We start from the raw sequence: 19,156 nt of genomic DNA on the forward strand, positions 1-19,156 counted from the left end.
TGTCATGGGTTGAGCCATCCGCGTGCGATGGGGTAGGCCAGCAGGTGGCGGTAAAGCTGCTCCGCGCGCACAGTGACAGCGGCAAGCAGCGGGCGCGTGAAGGCAGACGTAGTCACGGCCGCGCAGCATGCCGCTATCGCAAATGCGCCGACGATGTCCAGTGGAAAGTGTACGCCGAGGAAGACGCGGGCCCAGCCCGTTAGTGCCGCGGCTACCAGCAAGCCGGTACCGCTCAGGCGCTGGGCCCTGCCGGGCGCGCGCAGCAGGACGAAGGCCAGCGTGGCCAGCAGCGTGACGTGGTCGCTCGGGAAGGAGGGGTCGGCGGCATGCGCCAGGTAGGTATGCCCGACGCCCGCCATGAAGGGCCGCGGCATCGGCAGCAGCAGGCCGAACAGGGTCGAGCAGAGCCCGCCCAGCGCCACGGCCGCCAGTGCGCTCGTCACCATCTGGCGCTCACCCGGCCGCGCGCGCAGCCAGCCCGCGGCCAGCACCAGCGGCGCGGCTGCGATCAGTCCCTCGGCAAGGAAAGCGGCCACCCAGAGGCCGGCGCCAGACAGCCCAGCGGGGGCGTTCAGGCGCTGGAACAGCGTGAGGTTCAGGGCAAGGAGCGTCGGCATCGGGAACGTTGGATTCTGGCGATGCGGCAAGGATAGGGCACAACGGCTTAAGAAACGCTTAAGGCTGGCCGGCTGGCCGTGCCCGGCCCGCTCCATGCCGACGTCGTGGACCCGGGTAAATCATGCGGGTCGCGCAAGGCAGCGTGGGTGGGAACCCGATGTGCTCGCCACGTCAGGCGCGCTGTCAGGCGCGCATTCTAAGCAAATGCGAAACGATCAGTTGGCCGCGCATGGCGGTGCTTTCTATACTCAGCACTCACCGGCATCGAGTGCTGATTGCCAGCCCGCAGTGCCACCGTCGGCACTGGCATCCGCCGCCAACGAACTTCTCTCTTCCTTTCCTTCTGGAGCCAGCATGAGCCTTCGCCCACTGCACGACCGCGTTCTCGTCAAACGGTCCGACAACGAAACCCGCACGCAATCCGGCATCGTCATTCCCGACAGCGCCGCCGAAAAGCCGGACCAGGGCGAGGTGATCGCCGTCGGCCCGGGCCGGCGCAACGAAGCCGGCGAACGCATTGCACTGGACCTGCGCGCGGGCGACCGGGTGCTGTTCGGCAAGTATGCAGGCCAGGCGGTGAAGGTCGACGGCGACGAACTCCTGGTGCTGCGCGAGGAAGACATCCTGGCGGTGGTCGAGCGCTGAATCGCCGCGTGTCCGCCAGCATCGATCCAGTGTTTCCCGAACGAACCCGACAATCAAGACAGGACAGACAGCAATGGCAGCAAAAGATGTAGTGTTCAGCGACGTGGCCCGCGCCAAGGTGGTCGAAGGCGTCAATATTCTCGCCAATGCGGTCAAGGTGACGCTGGGCCCCAAGGGCCGCAACGTGGTGCTGGAGCGCAGCTTCGGCAGCCCTACCGTGACCAAGGACGGCGTCTCCGTGGCCAAGGAGATCGAGCTCAAGGACAAGCTGCAGAACATCGGCGCGCAGCTGGTCAAGGAGGTCGCTTCCCGCACCAGCGATAACGCCGGCGACGGCACCACCACCGCTACCGTACTGGCGCAGGCCATCGTGCGGGAGGGCGTCAAGTACGTCGCGGCCGGGCTCAATCCGCAGGACCTGAAGCGCGGCATCGACAAGGCGGTGACGGCGGCCATTGAAGAGCTGCGCCGCATCAGCAAGCCCACCACCACCAGCCGCGAGATCGCGCAGGTCGGCACCATCTCCGCCAACGGCGAAAGCGCCATCGGCGAGCGTATCGCCCAGGCCATCGACCGGGTCGGCAAGGAAGGCGTGATCACGGTGGAAGACGGCAAGTCGCTGGAAGACGAGCTCGAAGTGGTGGAGGGCATGCAGTTCGACCGTGGCTACCTGTCGCCGTATTTCATCAACAACCCCGACAAGCAGGTGGCGGTGCTCGAGCAACCCTACCTGCTGCTGGTGGACAAGAAGATCTCCAGCATCCGCGACCTGCTGCCCGTGCTGGAGCAGGTGGCCAAGGCCGGACGTCCGCTGCTGATCGTGGCCGAGGACGTGGAGGGCGAGGCACTCGCCACGCTGGTGGTCAACAATATCCGCGGCATCCTGAAGGCCGCCGCGGTCAAGGCCCCCGGCTTTGGCGACCGCCGCAAGGCACTGCTGGAAGACATCGCGATCCTGACCAGCGGCCAGGTGGTGTCGGAAGAGGTCGGGCTGTCTCTGGAAAAGATCGCGCTGGAGCAACTGGGCCAGGCGGGGCGCGTGGAAATCGGCAAGGAGAACACCATCATCATCGATGGCGCCGGCGACGCCGCGCAGATCCAGGCGCGGGTCAAGCGTATCCGCACCCAGATCGACGAGGCCAGCTCCGACTATGACCGCGAGAAGCTGCAGGAGCGCGTGGCCAAACTGGCCGGCGGGGTGGCAGTGCTCAAGGTCGGCGGCGCCACGGAAGTCGAGGTCAAGGAGAAGAAAGCCCGCGTGGAAGACGCGCTGCACGCCACGCGTGCCGCGGTGGAAGAGGGCATCGTGGCCGGCGGCGGCGTAGCGCTGATTCGTGCGCGCCAGGCCATCAAGGATCTGACGGGCATCAACCCGGACCAGCAGGCAGGCATCAAGATCGTGCTGCGGGCACTGGAGGAGCCGTTGCGCCAGATTGTTGCCAACGCCGGCGAAGAGGCCAGCGTGGTGGTAGCGCGCGTGGCCGAAGGGACGGGCAATTTTGGCTACAACGCGGCGACGGGAGAATATGGTGACCTGGTGGAAGGTGGTGTGGTTGACCCGACCAAGGTCACACGCACCGCTTTGCAGAATGCCGCTTCGGTGGCAGGCCTGATCCTTACCACGGATGCTGCGATCGTCGAACTGCCGAAGGATGAGGGACAGCTCGGCGCGCAGGGCGCGGCTGGCGGAGGCGGTGGACTGGATTTCTGAGGCCGTTGGATGAAGACGCGTCCGGCAAGGCATGAACGAAGGGGGTCCCGCAAGCGGGGCCCCCTTCGCTTTGCATGCATCGCCGCTGCGCATTCGGGCTGGAGCAGCACCAATCTTCGGCACTCTCTGCAGGGTCCTGGCGGGGATGCAAAGCTTGCATGCCTATATGCGTTTCGCGTGTCTATATATAGACGAAATTCATCCTTCGACGGCCAATTCCGTTGCGCTATCGTGAGGGGCTTGTAAGCGCTTGCCTAAGACGGCTGCGGTGGCAACGCCCCCCATCTCCACGCAGTTGCATCATCAGCAGTGTGCTCTGGGAGAACGGCGCGGATCCGTGCCAGGAATGGCGCACAGGCAAAGAACATGGCAATTCACGCGGGCTTGCTTCTTGCCTGATGCATTGCCGGCAACGAAATGCGCCCCGCGCGTGAATCCACAAACCATCGATATCGACAGGAGGTTCTTCCCATGGCTACACCGCTGAAAGTGGTCGCCGTCAACGGCAGCGCGCAGCAGCCCTCGCGCACGCTCGCGCTCGTGCAGGCACTGCTCACGGAACTGGATAGCCGGCTGCTTTTGCAAAGCCATATCGTCAACCTCGGCGATATCGCGCGTCCGCTGGGCGCGGCGCTGTCGCGCGCAGAGCTGCCGGCCGAGATTGAAAACGAACTGGTCGCCATCGAGTCCGCGGACCTGCTGGTGGTGGCCGCGCCGGTGTATCGCGGTTCATATCCCGGCCACTTCAAGCACCTTTTCGACCTGGTGGGGCAGGAAGCGCTGGTGGACAAGCCGGTGTTGCTGGGGGCGACGGGCGGCAGCGACCGCCACGCGCTGGTGCTGGAGCATCAGCTGCGGCCGCTGTTCGGCTTCCTGCAGGCGCTCACGTTGCCCATCGGCGTGTACGGCAGCCCGGGGGATTTCCACAATGACCAGGTCAGCAGCACCGCGCTGGCCGAACGCATCCGCCTGGCCGCGGATCGTTGCGCGCCGTTGTTCGAAGCCAGCCGCAAATTGCCGCTGCAGCGCGCGGCTTGAAGGGGAGAACCGCGGCAATGAATGTCTTCTGGTTTCTTCCCACGCACGGCGACGGCCACTATCTCGGCACCACGGAGGGCGCGCGCCCCGTTTCGCTGGGCTATCTGAAGCAGATCGCGCAGGCGGCCGACAACCTGGGCTACTACGGCGTGCTGATTCCCACCGGCCGCTCCTGCGAGGATTCATGGGTGATTGCCTCCGCAGTGGCGCCCTGGACGGAGCGCCTGCGCTACCTGGTGGCAATCCGCCCGGGCATCATCTCGCCTACCGTGTCGGCGCGCATGGCCGCCACGCTTGACCGTATTACCAATGGCCGGCTGCTGATCAACGTCGTGACCGGCGGCGATCCGGACGAAAATCGTGGCGATGGGCTGTACCTCGACCACAGCCAGCGCTACGCGGCATCGGCCGAGTTCCTGCGCGTCTGGCGCCGCGTGCTGGAGGGCGAGGCGGTTCACTTCGATGGCGAGCATATCAAGGTGGATAACGCCAAGGCGCTGTATCCGCCGGTGCAGCGTCCTTACCCGCCCCTTTACTTTGGCGGCTCGTCCGAGCAAGCGCACGACCTGGCAGCCGAGCAGGTCGACGTGTACCTGACCTGGGGCGAACCGCCCGAGGCCGTAGCGCAAAAAATCGCCGATGTTCGCGAGCGCGCCGCGCGCCTTGGCCGCAAAGTGCGTTTTGGCGTGCGCCTGCATGTGATCGTGCGCCGTACCAGCGAGCAAGCCTGGCGGGCCGCCGATGAACTGATCGCGCAGATCTCGGACGAAACGATCGCCGCCGCGCAGAAGTCCTTCTCGCGCTTCGATTCCGTCGGCCAGCGCCGCATGGCCGCGTTGCACGGCGGCCGCCGCGACCAGCTGGAGATCTATCCCAACCTCTGGGCCGGCGTGGGCCTGGTGCGCGGCGGTGCCGGCACCGCGCTGGTGGGCAATCCACAGGAAGTGGCCGCACGGATCCAGGAATACGCGGATCTTGGCATCGAGAGCTTTATCTTCTCGGGCTACCCGCACCTGGAGGAAGCGTACCGCTTCGCCGAACTGGTGTTCCCGTTGCTGCCGGAGCCGTACGCCAGCCTGGGCCGCGGCGGCGCCACCAACCTGACGGGGCCGTTCGGCGAGATGATCGCCAACGACGTGCTGCCGGGCAGGAAGGCTGCGGCCTGAGCCGCAACCTCACGCGCTCGCGCCTGATCCAGATCGGCGAGCTGCGGGAGAGCCGGCCCAAGCCCGGCGAGCCGGAAGAGCCAGATGCCGCCGCTGGCGAGCCTCCCGTGTTTGCCATCGCTATCTAAACCCAGACAACAAACGCATGCCAGAACTCAATCCTTCCCAGGCGGATCTCTTTGCGCGCTTCCGCCCGATCTTTGCGCAGATCGCCGAACGCGCGGCCCAGCGCGAACAGGAGCGCGAGCTTGCTTTCGATGCGGTCGCCCTGCTGCGCGATGCCGGCTTCGGCGCCTTGCGCGTCCCGGTGGCGCTCGGCGGGCTGGGCGCGTCGGTCGAGCAATTGTTCGAACTGCTGATCGAGCTGGGCGAAGCGGATTCCAACTTGCCGCAGATCCTGCGCGCGCATTTTGGCTTTGTCGAGCGGCTCTATGCGGAGATAGCGCCAGAACTGCGGGAGCGCTGGCTGCAGCTCGTCGCGCAGGGCGCGATCTTCGGCAACGCCACTACCGAGCTTGGCGACGGCGCGCCAGGCAAGCACAAGACCACCTTGTCGCCGGATGGCGAAGGCTGGCGGCTCGACGGCGAGAAGTTCTACAGCACAGGCACGCTCTATGCCGACTGGATTGCCGTCAGCGCCAGCCGCGAGGGCAGTGCCGATCCGGTTTATGTGCTGGTGCCGGCCAATGCGCCGGGCATCGACCGCATCGACGACTGGCGGGGTTTTGGCCAGCGCCTCACCGGCTCCGGCACGACACGCTTTCGCGATGTGGCGGTGTCCGGCGAACAGGTGCTGAGCTTCCCGCGCAATGTGCCCACATCCATCACGGCTTACTTCCAGCTGGTGCATCTGGCGACGCTGGCCGGCATCGCCCGGGCCATCGAGCGCGACGCGGCCGCCTTTGTGCGCGCGCGCAAGCGGGTGTACAGCCACGGCAGCGCACGCACGCCAGCCGAGGATCCGCTGGTGCAGCAGGTGGTGGGCCAGCTTGCCGGCACGGCGTTCGTTGCGGCTGCCGCCGTCGCAGCCGTGGCGCAAGGCCTTGGCGAGATCGATCGCCTGCGCCAGCGGGGCGAAGCCGTTCCGGTCGGCTTGCTGGACGACGTGGAGTTGCGTACCGCCAAGGCGCAGGTCGGCATCGCGGACCAGGTGCTGGCGGCGGCCACGCGGCTGTTCGACATCGGCGGCGCTTCCGCGCTGGATGAAGACCGCCGGCTGGACCGCCACTGGCGCAATGCGCGGACACTGGCTTCGCATAATCCGACCCTCTACAAGGGCAGAGTTGTCGGCGATCACGTCATCAACGGCACGGCGCCGACTTACTACTGGTCGGTTGGGGCGAAGGCGGCCTGATTGTCCACATTGCCGGGTTGCGCCTGCACTTGAGATGCACGATGCGCCTGTGATAACGTGTCGCGCCGGTTCGACGCGAAATGGTTGCGTTGAGGCTCGAAGCGAGCAGTGTGTGCCGGGCGACGGGCGAGCTGGTCACCAATCCGTCAAGCTGGCGAACGGCAGGCGAACGGCAGGCGAACAAGGCGTAGGCCTCGCGACCGTGCAATGGGGAGGGAAGCTTACGCATCGCGATGGACATCATGAGAGATATCAAGGAAATCCGGCGCATTGACTGCGCGTCCGATGCGCTGCTCGACGGGCGGCAACCGCGCGCGTTGCCGGTTGCGGACTACGACACGTGGGAAGGTCCGGGGGCCGGCACATGCGGCTGAAGGCACTGATGATGCGCATGAAAGCGGCCCTTGCTGGCCATCGAGATGCCGCTGCTGACGATTCGGCCGGAGAAGGAATGCGTGCGCCGAGCGAAATCGAAGACCTGATCGCGTCCTTGAGGACGCAGCCCCCTGACGAGCGGCGCGGTGCGAACGTCAGCCTCACCGATCCGGGGGTGGCCGATGCGTTCGTTGCGCCGTTGCTGGCCGCAGCGCGGGACCAGGACCCGTACATCCGCGCCAGCGCGATCCATGCGCTCGGGCACTACGACATGGAGACGCATGCGCAAGTGGCGCAGGCCGTGCATCGGGCGCTGGCGGGCGACCCTGACGCGTCGATCCGGGCGGCCGCGGCGGCAGCCCTGGCGAGCCAGTCGCCGAAGCACGTGCATGCGCTCGTGCATGCGCTCGTGAAGGCGCTCGATGACGCCAGTGCCGAGGTCCGCAGGCAAGCCGTCCTGGCGCTCGGCGTCTTTCGCACGGAGCCGGCAGTCGAGGCACTGAAAGACCGCCTGCGCCACGATCAGGACGCCGGGGTGCGCGCCTCTGCCGCCGCCATGCTCGGTGAATTACAGTGTGCCGACCTGATCCCGGATCTGCGCGCGGCCGTCAACGACAGCGACGAGGGTGTACGGGCCACGGTACTATCCGCGCTCAGGGAGTGCGCCGGCGTCGAGGCGGGGCCGGCGTTGTGCATCGTATTCTTGGCCGCTTTGTCCGACACCTCGGCAATCGTCCGGGAAACGGCAGCCGAAGCCTTGCGGTTTTCGTCGCCGGAGGCCATCCCGGCGCTCATGCTTGCGGCAAACGACGAGGTGGCTGGCGTGCGGCTGCAGGCCGTCATCGCGCTGGGTTCGATGCAGGTGCATCAAGCCATCGACACCCTCGCCGACCGCATCTTCAGCGATCCGGACGAAGAGGTCCGTTATTACGCGGTCAATGCGCTGGGCGAGATGCGGCACGCGGGCGCCACGCAGCATCTGATTGACGCGCTCAACAATCCTGCCGAGACACGTCGGGTCCGCTGGGCGGTGCTCTGGGCTTTGGGCGACAACAACGACTTTGACGCGCTGCCGGCATTGCGTGCGGCCCTGCAGGATCCCGACCCGGAATTCAGGGAGCGCGCCGCTGACTCGCTCGGCAGCCTCCCGTGGGAGGCGCATCCCGACACCACGGCCACGCTGCAAAGCCTCTGCCGTGCGCTGAGCGATGCCGAGCCGAACGTCAGGCGCAGCGTCTGCGACGCGCTCGCCAGCTTGCGCGATGCGCGGGCCGTCCCGTTTCTTGCCGGTGCGCTGCGCGACGGCGACGACGAGGTTCGGTGCAAGATCATCGAGGCCATCAGCCGCATCGACGCGAAGCACCATGCCGCCCTGATCCTGGGTTGCCTCCAGGATCCGAGCCGGCGCGTTCAGCAGTGCGCAGCCGAAGCACTCTGGCTCCCCGATGGTGCCGTCACACCGCCGGAAGCACTGGCCTTTCTGCGCGCCCCAGATGCGGATGCACAAGTAAAGGGGGCGCTGGCGAAGTCGCTGACGCGGCATGGCGACCCCGCAGCCATTGCGCACCTGATCGACGTGCTCGCCACCGCGCAGGCAGATGCGCGCGCTGGCCTCGTCGAAGCCTTGCGGGAGCAACCCGATCCGCGCGCGATGCCGTTGCTGCTTGGGCTGCTGAGTGATGACGACGATGCGGTGCGTGGCGAGGCGGCGTTGGCGCTGGCGGCCATCGGTGACGATGACGCGGTTCCGCCATTGGCGTCGCGGCTCAAGCGGGAGCCTTCGCCGGATGTCCGGCGCCGGGTCGTCTGGGCGCTGAGCTTCTTCACGCCCGGCAAGGTGCTGCCGCTGCTGACGGGCAGCTTTGGCGACAGCGATCCCCATGTGCGGCAGCAGGCTGTCCAGGCGCTGGCCGAGATCTGCGATGTGTCCGAACTGCGCGACCTGCTATCGGCTCTGCCGAAACGGCGCGAGGATGTGAGGCAAGCGCTGGAGGAGGCGATCGAGGCACTCGAAAGCGACCCGATGCCCGACGAGGCTGGCGGATCCCGTCGCGTCGGCATCGGAACGGTGCACTACGCGTAGCGGCCGCCCTGCAAGGGGGAGGACAGTACTCCCCGCCCGGATATCTCGGATGCCATGTCTTTCCTAGGCGGCGCTATCCGGCGGCGTGGAACTTGCCGCCAACGATCGCAGAATGTCCCGCCAGCTCACGATGCCAACCGGCCGGAACTGCTCGTCGACGATGGGAATGCACGAGACCTGGTGGGCAAGAAATAGTGCAATGGCATCAGCAATCCCGGCCTCGGGGCGCAGCGTTACCGGCTTGCGCGTCATGATCTGGTGCACGCGCTTCTTGAGGGTATTGACGTCCCTGGCCGACTCTACCGTGCTGCCTATAAACGGGCTCATCGCGCGCAGCAGATCGCGGTCCGATACAACACCATGCAGCTTTCCGTCCTCTACGACGAGCACGTGGTGGAACTTGGCCTCGTCGAAGATATTCTTGATCGTTGCCAACGTGTCGTCGAACACGACGGTGACGAGCTTTTTGGACATGATGCTATCGATACTCACTACTAGCTCCATGTTTGTCTTTTCCTATGATCGTAAGCGATCCGCATGCGCATGCGCGCGCCTGGCCGGTCACAGACTGAAGCCGTGGTCTTTTCTATCGACCCCCTGGGGGAAAACTTGACCCTACTATCGGGGGGGCTTGTATTTCTGTATGTACCGCTGCCTGGCGCCAGGTGCATGCCGATAGCAGTTGGGAGGGGCCCTTGGCGAGCATATTGCGGCCATTCGGCGCGACCGGCTGAGCCCGCTGGACAGCGCCTCGATGCGAGGTGTTCCGGGGGGATTCCTCGCCCTTGCGTGCCTTCGGTGCCTTCAATGGGGTGCGCGGGGCTCAGTCCCGGCCATGGCGAAATCCCGCCGCCGCGTGCCGCGCCGGCAGCCGATCGTCTTCGGCGAACAGCTTCTTGCGCAGGCTGCCTTCGGCATAGGCCGTCTTGTAGATGCCGCGATTCTGCAACTCGGGCACCACCAGGTCCACGAAGTCCTCGTAGCTCTCCGGCACCACGGTGCGGCTGAGGTTGAATCCGTCGATGCCGGTCTCGTCCACCCAGGATTGTAGTTCATCCGCAACCTGCTGCGCGTCGCCCACGATGGCGGGATAGCGGCCGCCAAGTTCGAACAGCTCCAGCAGCTTGCGCCGGGTCCACCCATGCTGCTGCGCGGTGCGCGTGGCCGACTCGATGGCGTTGCCGCCGCCGTAGTCCACCGGCGCGTCGAGGTCATAGCGGCCGAAATCCACGCCCGTGCTCGCGGCAAAGTGCGCCAGGCCGGCTTCGCGGCTGGCGTAGTCCTTGTACTCGGCGTGCTTCTGGCGGGCTTCTGCAGCAGTCTTGCCCGGTACCACGGCGGTGCCGGCAAAGATCTTGATGTCATCCGGCCTGCGTCCGGCGGCCACCAGTTGGTCGCGCAGTGCCCTCACGGTATGGCGGGCGGCTTCCTTGCTGGGTGGCGAGATGAACACGCACTCGGCATGGCGCGCGGCAAACTGCTGGCCGCGCCCGGAGCTGCCGGCCTGGAACAGCACCGGCGTGCGCTGCGGCGAGGGCTCGGCCAGGTGATAGCCATCGACCTTGTAGTACTTGCCCTCGTGCCTGACCTTATGTACCTTGCGCGGATCGGCGAACACGCGGGCGGCCTTGTCGCGCCGCACCGCATCGTCCTCCCAGCTGCCTTCCCAGAGCCTGTAGAGCACCTCCAGGTATTCGTCCGCGCGGTCGTAGCGCTCGTCGTGCGCGATCTGGCCGGCGAGGCCCATGGCGCGCGCGGCGCTGTCCAGGTAGCCGGTGACGATGTTCCAGCCAACGCGTCCGCGCGTCAGGTGGTCCAGCGTGGAGAAGCGGCGCGCCAGCAGGTAGGGCTGCTCGTAGGTCAGGTTCACGGTGACGCCGAAGCCAAGGTGCTGCGTGACAGCGGCCATCGCAGGCACCAGTAGCAGCGGATCGTTGACCGGCAGCTGGATCGACTCGCGCAGCGTCACGTCCACATTGCCCTGGTACACATCGTAGACGCCGACGATATCGGCGATAAAGAGCCCGTCGAACAAGCCGCGCTCCAGCGTGCGCGCCTGGCCGGTCCAGTACGTCAGGGTGTTGTAGTCAGCCGAGCGGTCGCGCGGGTGCGTCCATAGGCCGTGGTTGATATGCCCGGCGCAGTTCATGTTGAAGGCGTTGAGCAGGATTTCCTTGCGTGCCATTACAGCGCTCCATGCCGGGTCGGGAGCCGGTCGTTGAGGTAGAAGTTGCCGACGGCGTGGTACTTCCAGCGCACCGGGTCGTGCAGGGTGTGGGTGCGGGCATTGCGCCAGAAGCGGTCCAGGCCCAGGTGATCCAGCGTGGCGGCGGTGCCGCCCAGCTCGAACAGCTTGCTGCCCGCCAGCAGCGATGCCGTGGTGGTCAGTGCGCGCGCCTCTGCCACGGCGATGGAGGCCTCTGCCACGCTGCGTTCGGTGGGGGCCAACTGGGCGGCATCGACGATGCGCCCGGCGCGGCGCACCAGCGCTTCGGCTGCGCGCAGCCTAACCGAGACCTCGCCAACCTGGTGGATCGTCAGCGGGTCGTCGCTGGCGCGTTGCACGCCGGCGTCCGCCCAGGGGCGGGCGCGCTCGCGTACGAAGGGCAGGGTGGCTTCGAAGGCGGCGCGGCCAATGCCGAGGTCGATCGCCGCGTGCAGGAGCTGCGCTACGGGGCCGATGGTGGTCGGCTGTTCAAAGGAGGCCAGGAAGGGCACTACCCATTCGGCCTCGACCCGCACGTTGTCGAAGGACACCGAGCCGCTGCCGGTGACGCGCTGGCCGAAGCCGTCCCAGTCGTCGACGATGGACACGCCTTCGGCGCGGCGCGGCACAAAAGCCAGGTAGGTGACCTCGCGCCCTTGCTCCTCGGCTACCACCAGCGTGGGGATCCAGTGGGCGAAGAGCGCGCCTGTGCAATAGAACTTCTTGCCGTCCACGCGCCAGCCGTCGCCGTCCGGCGCCAGCCGGGTGCGGCGCTTGAAGTCCTTGTGACCGATTTCGGCAAGGGCGTTGCCAAAGCGCTCGCCGGCGAGTGCACGCTCGTAGAAGAAGCGCTTTTGCGCCTCGCTGCCGCCCACACGCAGCACTTCCAACGCGTAGAAATGGTTTTGCGGGATCTGCCCGAGCGAGCCGTCCGCGGCGGAAATGGTGGCAATGACCTCGGCGAGCGTGACGTTGGACACGCCGGGGCCGCCGTATTCGCGCGGCACCGTGATGCCCCACAGGCCGCTGGCGCTGAAGGCGTCCAGCTCGGCCCAGGGCAGGCGGCGCTCGCGGTCGCGCAATGCCGCCTCGGGGGCAAACCGGGCTGCGAGCTGGCGCGCGCTCAGGATGGCGTGGGCGTCGTCGCGGATCAGTTCGGGCGGCTGGGCGGGCGGTGCGGCTGGCGCGGGACGGCTATCGGTGGGAACCGGGGAGAGGAGCACGGACATATCAGTTCCAGGAGTGGCGCGCGGGCAGCACGTGGTTAAGGTGGTAGTTGCCGATCAGGTGGGTTTTCCAGCGCACCGGGTCGTGCAGCGTGTGGGCGCGCGCGTTGCGCCAGTGGCGGTCCAGGTTGTGCTTGGCGCGCGTGGCGGACGAGCCGGCGAGTTCGAACAGCTTCTGGCTGGCTTCCAGGGCGATCTCGGTGGTCAGCACCTTGGCCTCGGCCACTGCCACGGAGGCGCGCGCGCTGGCTTCGGCATCCAGTGGCCGCGCGGCGATCGCGTCAAGCGTGCGGCCGGCTTCCAGCAGCACTTCGCGCGCGGCGTGCACGTCGATCTGCAGGCGGCCGACGTCCTGGATGATGTAGGGGTCTTGCGTGGCGTGCTCCAGACCGGAGTCGATCCACGGGCGGGCGTACTGGCGCACGAAGGCGATGGCATCGGCCAGCGCAGCCTCGGCGATGCCCTGGTCGATGGCGGCCTGGATCAGTTGCGAGGTGGGGCCATACAGGCCCGGACGGTCGGCCAGCTGCCAGATCGGCAACACGTCCTCGGGCGCCACCGGCACGTTGTCGAACACCACGCTCCCGCTGGCCGTGGTGCGCTGGCCGAAGGAGGACCAGTCGTCGACGATGCGCAGGCCGCGCACCTCGCGCGGCGTCCACACCTGCACGCTGCGGCCCTGGTCGTCGAGCGCCCGTGCGGGAACGCGATGCGCGAACAGCGCGCCCGTGGCGTAGAAGCGTTGGCCGTTGAGCCGCAGGCCCTGGGCGGTTCCGGTGAGCCGCGTGGTGCCTTGGAGGATGGTCTGGCTGGTCTCGGAGCGGCGCTCGGGACCGGCGTTGCCCAGGCGCGCGCCGGTCAGTACCTCGCCATAGAAGCGGCGTTTCTGCGATTCGCTGCCGATTTCGCGCAGCACGCCCAGCAAGCCGAAGTGGTTCTGCGGGATCTGGCCGAGCGCCGGGTCGGCAGCGCAGAGGATGGTGAAGACTTCGGCCAGCGTGGCGTAGGACACATCGGCGCCGCCGTACTCGCGCGGCACGGTCATGCCGCCCAGGCCGCTTTCGGACCAGCGGTCCAGCTCGTCCCAGGGAAGGCGGCGTTCGCGGTCCCGCTCGGAGGCGCCGTCGGCGAATACCGCTGCAAGCTCGCGGGCGGCTTGCAGCGCCTCGGCATCGCTGGCGATGCGGCGCACGCGCTCCGGGTCGGGCAGCCGTGCCGGTGGCGCGGGAATGGGTGTGCAAATGGGTGTGGAAGGGAGATCGTTCAGTTTCGTCATGGCAGTCGTGTGTCGGGTCGGCGCGGGTCAGGCTGGCAGTTCAGGTTGGCAAAGCAGCCCGGCGCGCGCGGCGCAGGCGCGGGTTGAGCGCGGCCTGCAGGCCGTCGCTGAGCAGGTTGAGCGAGAGCACGGTGAGCACCACGGCCAGGCCGGGGATCGCGGTCATGTACCAGCCGGTGCGCAGCGCGTCCCGGCCCAGGCCGATCATCGAACCCCAGCTCACCACGTTGGGGTCGCCCAGCCCGAGAAAGGCCAGCCCGGCTTCGGACAGGATCGCGCTGGCCACCAGCAGGCCCGTGGAGACAATGATCGGCGTCCAGGCGTTGGGCAGGAGCTCGCGGAAGATCAGGTGCGCGTCGCTGGCGCCCACCGCCACGGCGGCCCGCACGTATTCGCGCTCGCGCAGCGTCAGGAACTCCGCGCGCACCAGCCGGGCCACGCTGGTCCATGAGGTCACGCCAAGCGCGAACACGATGGTGCCGAGGCTGGGCTTGAGCACCGCCACCAGGATGATCGCCAGCAGGAAGGCCGGGATGGTCTGGAAGAACTCGGTGATGCGGCTGAGCACCGCGTCCACGGCGCCGCGATAGAAGCCCGCCGCTGCGCCGATCGTGACGCCGATCGCTAGTGCTACCGCGGCCGACGACACGCCAACCAGCAGTGAAACGCGCGCGCCGTGTGCTAGCCCGGCCAGCAGGTCGCGGCCCATCAGGTCGGTGCCGAGCGGCGTGGCCGGGTCCGTGCCGGGCCAGACGAAGGGCGCGCCCACCATGTCGAGCGGATCGGCCGGGAACAGCACGCCGGCCAGCGCCGCAGCGGCTAAGACCAGCAGCAGGATGGCGCCGCCGAGCCAGATGGAAGGTTGCAGGTACCAGCGCTTCATGCCGCGCCTCCTTGTGTTGCCGAAGGCACGGGGGCCGAACCGGCCCGCACGCGCGGGTCAAGCACCGCCTGTGCCATGTCCACCAGCAGGTTGGCCAGCACCACCAGCACGCCGCTGAAGATCAGCACGGCCAGCAGCACCGGGATATCGCGGCTCTTGATGGCCTCGAAGGAGAGCTGGCCCAGCCCGGGCCACGCAAACACCGTTTCCACCACGATCGAGCCGCCCAGCAGCGCGCTGCTTTGCACGCCCAGCATGGTGATCACCGGCAGCACGGCGTTGCGCAGCGCGTGGCCAAAGATGACCCGCGCCTCCCGCGCGCCCTTGGCGCGGGCGGTGCGGATAAAGTCCTCCGCCAGCGTCTCGATCATCGACGCGCGCGCCAGCCGTGCATATACCGCGATGTAGTAGATCGCCAGCGTCAGCACCGGCAGCACCAGGTGATGGATGTAGTCGAGCAACAGCCGCAGGCCGTGGTAGCCGGCATTGACTTCGCGCAGCCCGCCGATCGGCAGCCATTCCAGCTGCACGCCAAACAGCACGATCAGCATCAGCGAGGTCCAGAACATCGGCGCCGAGTAGCCCACCGTAGCCAGCGCGGACAGCACGGTGTCGGTCAGGCCATGCGGGCGCCGTGCCGCCGCCACGCCCAGCAGCACGCCGCCGACGGTGGACAGCAGCAGCGCGGCACCGACGAGCGCCAGCGTTGGCCCAAGCCGGCCGAGCACGAGATCAAGGACAGGCTCGCCGAAGCGGAACGAGTAGCCCAGGTCGCCATGCGCGATGCGTCCGAGATAGCTTGCCAACTGCTCCGGCAGGCTGCGGTCCAGCCCGTAGAGCTGGCGCAGCTGCGTCACGTACTCCGGCGGCACGCTGCCGCTCTCGCTGGCGATCACATCCACCAGGTCGCCGGGCAGCGCCTTGAGCAGCGCGAAGTTGAGCACGGCGGTGGCGACGATCACGCCAAGAAGTTGCAGCAGGCGGCGCAGCAGGCGTCGGGTCATGCGCACGGCAACCTCACTTGGCGCTGAGCCAGACACGGGAGAAATTGTTCTGGCTGTGGTCGAAGGTATCCGTGACGTTGCGCAGGCGCTTGTCCCAGACGCCGAACCAGCGGAACTCGAACAGGTTCAGCAGCGCCAGGTCCTTCTGCGCCAGCTTCTGGAAATCCTGGTAGAGCTGCACGCGCTTGGCGGGATCGCGCTCGACCTGTGCCGCTTCGATCAGCTTGTCTGCTTCCGCGCTGGCATAGCCGGACGCGTTTTGCCACGGCGTGCCCTTGGACTCGGCCTTGGACCAGTAATGCTGCTCCACGCCGATCTGCGGATCCTGCCAGTTGATGCCCCAGGAACTGACCAGCTGGTAGTTGTAGTCGGTGAAGACGTTCTTGGTCCAGGTGGGCAGATCCTGGCCGCGCAGGTTCACATCGATGCCGACAGCGCGCAGCGACTGGCGCACGAACTCGCCGGTGCGGCGGTAGTCGTCCCCAAAGGGAATGAAGTCGTGATTGAGCTTGAAGCGGAATCCGTCCGCCTTGCGTGGGAAGCCGGCTTCGTCGAGCAGCGCTTCGGCCTTCTTGCGGTCGAACGGGTACTGCTGTGTGTCCTTGGTATAGAAGGTCTTGAGCAGGGAGGACACCGGCCCGGTGGCTGGCACCGCGTAGCCGCCCCACACCGTTTTGACCAGCGCATCGCGGTTGATCGCATACAGGATGGCCTCGCGTACCTTGAGGTTGCCGATGACCGGGTCGCGCAGGTTGGGGATCAGCCACAGCCAGCCGGCAAAGCCGTTGTAGCCCTCGGTGCTCACCACCAGGTTAGGCGACTTGGCCAGGCGGTCGGCGTCGGCAAAGGTTACCGGGTTGCGCTCCCCGTATTGCACCGCGCCGGTCTCCAGCGCAGTGGCGCGGCCCGCCACGTCCGGTATGATCTTGAAGGTGAGCTTGTCGAGGTAAGGCAGCCCCGGCGCCCAGTATTTGTCGAAGCGCTCCAGCGCGATATGCTGGCCGCGCACCCACTCCTTGAAAACGAAGGGGCCGGTGCCGACTGGCTTGTTGTTGTACGGATTGTTCGGGATGTCCGTGCCTTCGTAAAGGTGCTTGGGCAGGATCGGCGCGGCTACCACGTCGAGCGCGTTCAGGATCACCGGCGTTGGCTTGCCGAGCGTGAGCACCACCGTATGGCTGTCCGGCGTATCGACCTTGGCCAGGTGCTGGAACACGCGGCGTGCGGTGGGTGCGTGCTTGCGCCAGATTTCTTCAGCGGAGAATTTCACGTCAGCGGCGGTGAAGGGCTTGCCGTCGTGCCACAGTACGTTCTTGCGCAGCTTGAGCCGCACGGTGAGGCCATCGGGTGAGACGTCGACGCTCTGCGCGAGCTGCGGGCGCGGCTTGAGGTCGGGGCCGTAGTCCAGCAGGCCGTCGAAGATCTTGCTGACCACGGTGCGGCCCGGCGTGGAGGTGTTGATGAAGAACGCCAGCGTGGGTGGCTCGGGGTGCACCACGGCATCGAGAGCGCCGCCGCGCTGGGCGCCATCTTCGGTATTCGGCAGCGGTTTGGTCAGCGCGCTGGCCTCGGGCAGCAGGCCGGCGAACAGGCCACCGGCAAGCAGGGCGCCGGTGGCGCCAAGCAGCTGACGGCGTTGCGCGCTATGCGGCGCGGCGTTGTCCTGGGCAAGGGTGTCGGACGGCTTGGCGAAGGGGAAATCGTGTTCGTTCATGGGGCGTTGAGGTTCCGGTGATGCGGTAACTGCGGAAAAAAGACAGCAAGAGTTCAGCTGTGCGCGAGGGCAGGCAGCGGCGCTTCGGCGGCAGCGTCCGGAGGACAGGCCGGTCGCGCATGGCCGGGCATGGCCGCCAGCAGGGTGCGGGTGTAGGGATGTTGCGCACGCGTCCAGATGGCATCGGGATCGCCTGATTCGACGATCCGCCCCGCCTGCATCACGCACACACGGTCGGCGATATAACGCACGACCGACAGGTCGTGCGAGATGAACAGGTAGGTCAGGCCGTGCTCTGCCTTCAGGTCGACCAGCAGGTTCAGGATCTGCGCCTGGATGGAAACGTCCAGCGCGGATACGGGCTCGTCGCAGATCACCAGCTCAGGGCGCAGCACCAGCGCGCGTGCGATGGCGATGCGCTGGCGCTGCCCGCCCGAGAACTCGTGCGGGTAGCGGCTGCGTGCGCCCGTGCCGAGCCCGACGTCGTCGAGGATGGCGTCGATGCGGCGCGTGCGTTCGGCGCGCTCGCGCACGCCATGGATGGCCAGGGCATGGCCAAGGATGTCTTCCACGCGGTGGCGCGGGTTGAGTGAACCGTAGGGATCCTGGAAGATCAGCTGCACGCGGCGGCGCCAGGGCAGCAGCGCACCGGGCGCCAGTGCCAGCAAGTCCTGTCCGGCAAACGAGATGCTGCCCGCGTCGGCAGGCGCCAGCCGCAGGATGGCGCGCGACAGGCTGGACTTGCCGCAGCCCGATTCCCCCACCAGTCCGAGTGTTTCGCCGGCGGCGATGTCGAGCGAGACGTCGTTGACCGCGCTCACTCGATGCTCGCCGCTGGTGTATGAGACGCGCAGGCCTTGCACCGAGAGCAGCGGTGCCGCGTTGGCGGCCGGCGTGCGCAGCGCGGCCGCGCAAGGCGCTACCGGCGGCTTGACAAGCTGGAAGCCATCCTGGCCATCTGCGCGGATCTCCGCCAGCCGGTCGGTGGTGTAGTGCAGGCCCTGCGCGACGTGCAGCGATGCGCCAAGCAGGCCATGCGTGTAGGCGTGCCGGGGCGCGGCGAACACGCTCTGCGCGGTGCCTTCTTCCAGCTTGCGCCCGCCGTACATCACCGCAACGCGGTCTGCATACCGGGCCACGACACCCAGGTCGTGCGTGATCAGCAGCACGGCCATGCCGAGTTCACGGCGCAGGCTGTCGATCAGCGCGAGGATCTGCGCCTGGATGGTCACGTCCAGCGCGGTGGTCGGCTCGTCCGCGATCAGCAGGCGCGGCTTGCAGGCCACCGCCATGGCAATCATCACGCGCTGGCGCTGCCCGCCGGAGAACTGGTGCGGGTACGCATCGAAGCGGCGCGCCGGGTCAGGCAACTGGACCAGGTGCAGCAGTTCGATGGCCTGTGCCCGCGCTGCGCGGCGTGACAGCGGTGCGTGCAGCGTCAAGGCCTCGGCGACCTGCTGGCCGATGCTTAGCACCGGGTTCAGCGAAGTCATCGGCTCCTGGAAAATCATCGACACAGCGCGCCCCCGCATGGCGCTCATCTCCGCCTCGCGCAGCGCAAGCAGGTCCTCGCCGTCGAAGCGGACAGTGCCCGACAGCCGTGCATGCGCCGGCAGCAGGCGCATCAACGCCAGGGCCGTCGTCGATTTTCCGCAGCCGGATTCGCCGACCAACGCCAGCATCTCTCCGGCAGCGACCTGCAGGTTCAGGTCGCGCAGCGCATGATTGCCGGGAAAGTGCACGTTGAGGCCATGGATGTCCAGTAATGGCTGCAGGGTCACCGTGCCGGCCCGTGTGCCGGTTTGCGTGACTGGGGAGGGCGACGGAGCAGCGTGGCTGCCCGGCCTGGAGGCTGGA

The 19,156-nt window shown here is 67.3% G+C and carries 15 protein-coding genes; 6 read left to right on the forward strand and 9 right to left on the reverse strand.

The window, feature by feature from the left end; all coding sequences use genetic code 11:
* Window positions 1-2: 2 nt before the first annotated feature.
* Complete coding sequence (locus AC1Q7Q_RS25625; protein WP_492371237.1) at window positions 3-617, reverse strand: phosphatase PAP2 family protein; 615 nt, start codon at window positions 615-617, stop codon at window positions 3-5.
* 355 nt (window positions 618-972) lie between these two features.
* Here AC1Q7Q_RS25625 and groES point away from each other — a divergent pair, with 355 nt between their 5' ends.
* From groES to AC1Q7Q_RS25655, 6 genes are all read left to right on the forward strand, one after another.
* Window positions 973-1,263: a co-chaperone GroES gene (groES, locus tag AC1Q7Q_RS25630; RefSeq protein WP_492371238.1), complete on the forward strand. Its 291-nt coding sequence runs from the start codon at window positions 973-975 to the stop codon at window positions 1,261-1,263.
* Window positions 1,264-1,336: 73 nt separating this feature from the next.
* Complete coding sequence (gene groL, locus AC1Q7Q_RS25635) at window positions 1,337-2,974, forward strand: chaperonin GroEL (protein ID WP_492371239.1); 1,638 nt, start codon at window positions 1,337-1,339, stop codon at window positions 2,972-2,974.
* A 471-nt stretch (window positions 2,975-3,445) separates the two neighbouring features.
* Entirely contained in the window at window positions 3,446-4,012 is a 567-nt protein-coding gene (gene msuE, locus AC1Q7Q_RS25640) for an FMN reductase (RefSeq protein WP_492371240.1), read from the forward strand.
* Window positions 4,013-4,029: 17 nt separating this feature from the next.
* A complete protein-coding gene (ssuD, locus tag AC1Q7Q_RS25645; protein WP_492371241.1) occupies window positions 4,030-5,178 on the forward strand; it encodes an FMNH2-dependent alkanesulfonate monooxygenase in 1,149 nt (382 codons plus the stop codon).
* A 145-nt stretch (window positions 5,179-5,323) separates the two neighbouring features.
* Window positions 5,324-6,532: an acyl-CoA dehydrogenase family protein gene (locus AC1Q7Q_RS25650; RefSeq protein ID WP_492371242.1), complete on the forward strand. Its 1,209-nt coding sequence runs from the start codon at window positions 5,324-5,326 to the stop codon at window positions 6,530-6,532.
* Window positions 6,533-6,896: 364 nt separating this feature from the next.
* The gene (locus tag AC1Q7Q_RS25655; protein ID WP_492371243.1) at window positions 6,897-8,990 is read left to right on the forward strand and encodes a HEAT repeat domain-containing protein; all 2,094 of its coding nucleotides are present in this window, start codon (window positions 6,897-6,899) and stop codon (window positions 8,988-8,990) included.
* Window positions 8,991-9,053: 63 nt separating this feature from the next.
* On the opposite strand, the gene AC1Q7Q_RS25660 is transcribed toward AC1Q7Q_RS25655, so the two are convergent.
* The 8 genes from AC1Q7Q_RS25660 to AC1Q7Q_RS25695 all read right to left on the reverse strand — a co-directional run bounded on the left by AC1Q7Q_RS25660 (window position 9,054) and on the right by AC1Q7Q_RS25695 (window position 19,074).
* Complete coding sequence (locus AC1Q7Q_RS25660; RefSeq protein WP_477134584.1) at window positions 9,054-9,464, reverse strand: CBS domain-containing protein; 411 nt, start codon at window positions 9,462-9,464, stop codon at window positions 9,054-9,056.
* 349 nt (window positions 9,465-9,813) lie between these two features.
* The gene (locus AC1Q7Q_RS25665) at window positions 9,814-11,175 is read right to left on the reverse strand and encodes an LLM class flavin-dependent oxidoreductase (RefSeq protein ID WP_492371244.1); all 1,362 of its coding nucleotides are present in this window, start codon (window positions 11,173-11,175) and stop codon (window positions 9,814-9,816) included.
* A complete protein-coding gene (locus AC1Q7Q_RS25670) occupies window positions 11,175-12,425 on the reverse strand; it encodes an SfnB family sulfur acquisition oxidoreductase (protein WP_492371245.1) in 1,251 nt (416 codons plus the stop codon). Before AC1Q7Q_RS25670 ends, AC1Q7Q_RS25665 begins: the two co-directional genes overlap by 1 nt.
* Window position 12,426: 1 nt before the next feature.
* Window positions 12,427-13,698, reverse strand: a complete 1,272-nt coding sequence (locus AC1Q7Q_RS25675; RefSeq protein WP_492371246.1) for an SfnB family sulfur acquisition oxidoreductase — start codon at window positions 13,696-13,698, stop codon at window positions 12,427-12,429.
* A 40-nt stretch (window positions 13,699-13,738) separates the two neighbouring features.
* A complete protein-coding gene (locus AC1Q7Q_RS25680; RefSeq protein ID WP_492371247.1) occupies window positions 13,739-14,581 on the reverse strand; it encodes an ABC transporter permease in 843 nt (280 codons plus the stop codon).
* A complete protein-coding gene (locus AC1Q7Q_RS25685) occupies window positions 14,578-15,585 on the reverse strand; it encodes an ABC transporter permease (protein ID WP_492371248.1) in 1,008 nt (335 codons plus the stop codon). The genes AC1Q7Q_RS25680 and AC1Q7Q_RS25685 overlap by 4 nt, the downstream gene beginning before the upstream one ends.
* Before the next feature lie 13 nt (window positions 15,586-15,598).
* Entirely contained in the window at window positions 15,599-17,299 is a 1,701-nt protein-coding gene (locus tag AC1Q7Q_RS25690) for an ABC transporter substrate-binding protein (protein WP_492371249.1), read from the reverse strand.
* 53 nt (window positions 17,300-17,352) lie between these two features.
* Complete coding sequence (locus AC1Q7Q_RS25695) at window positions 17,353-19,074, reverse strand: ABC transporter ATP-binding protein (RefSeq protein WP_492371281.1); 1,722 nt, start codon at window positions 19,072-19,074, stop codon at window positions 17,353-17,355.
* Between the last annotated feature and the right edge of the window lie 82 nt (window positions 19,075-19,156).

It is taken from the genome of Cupriavidus sp. GW823-FHT07A04 (assembly GCF_058794615.1).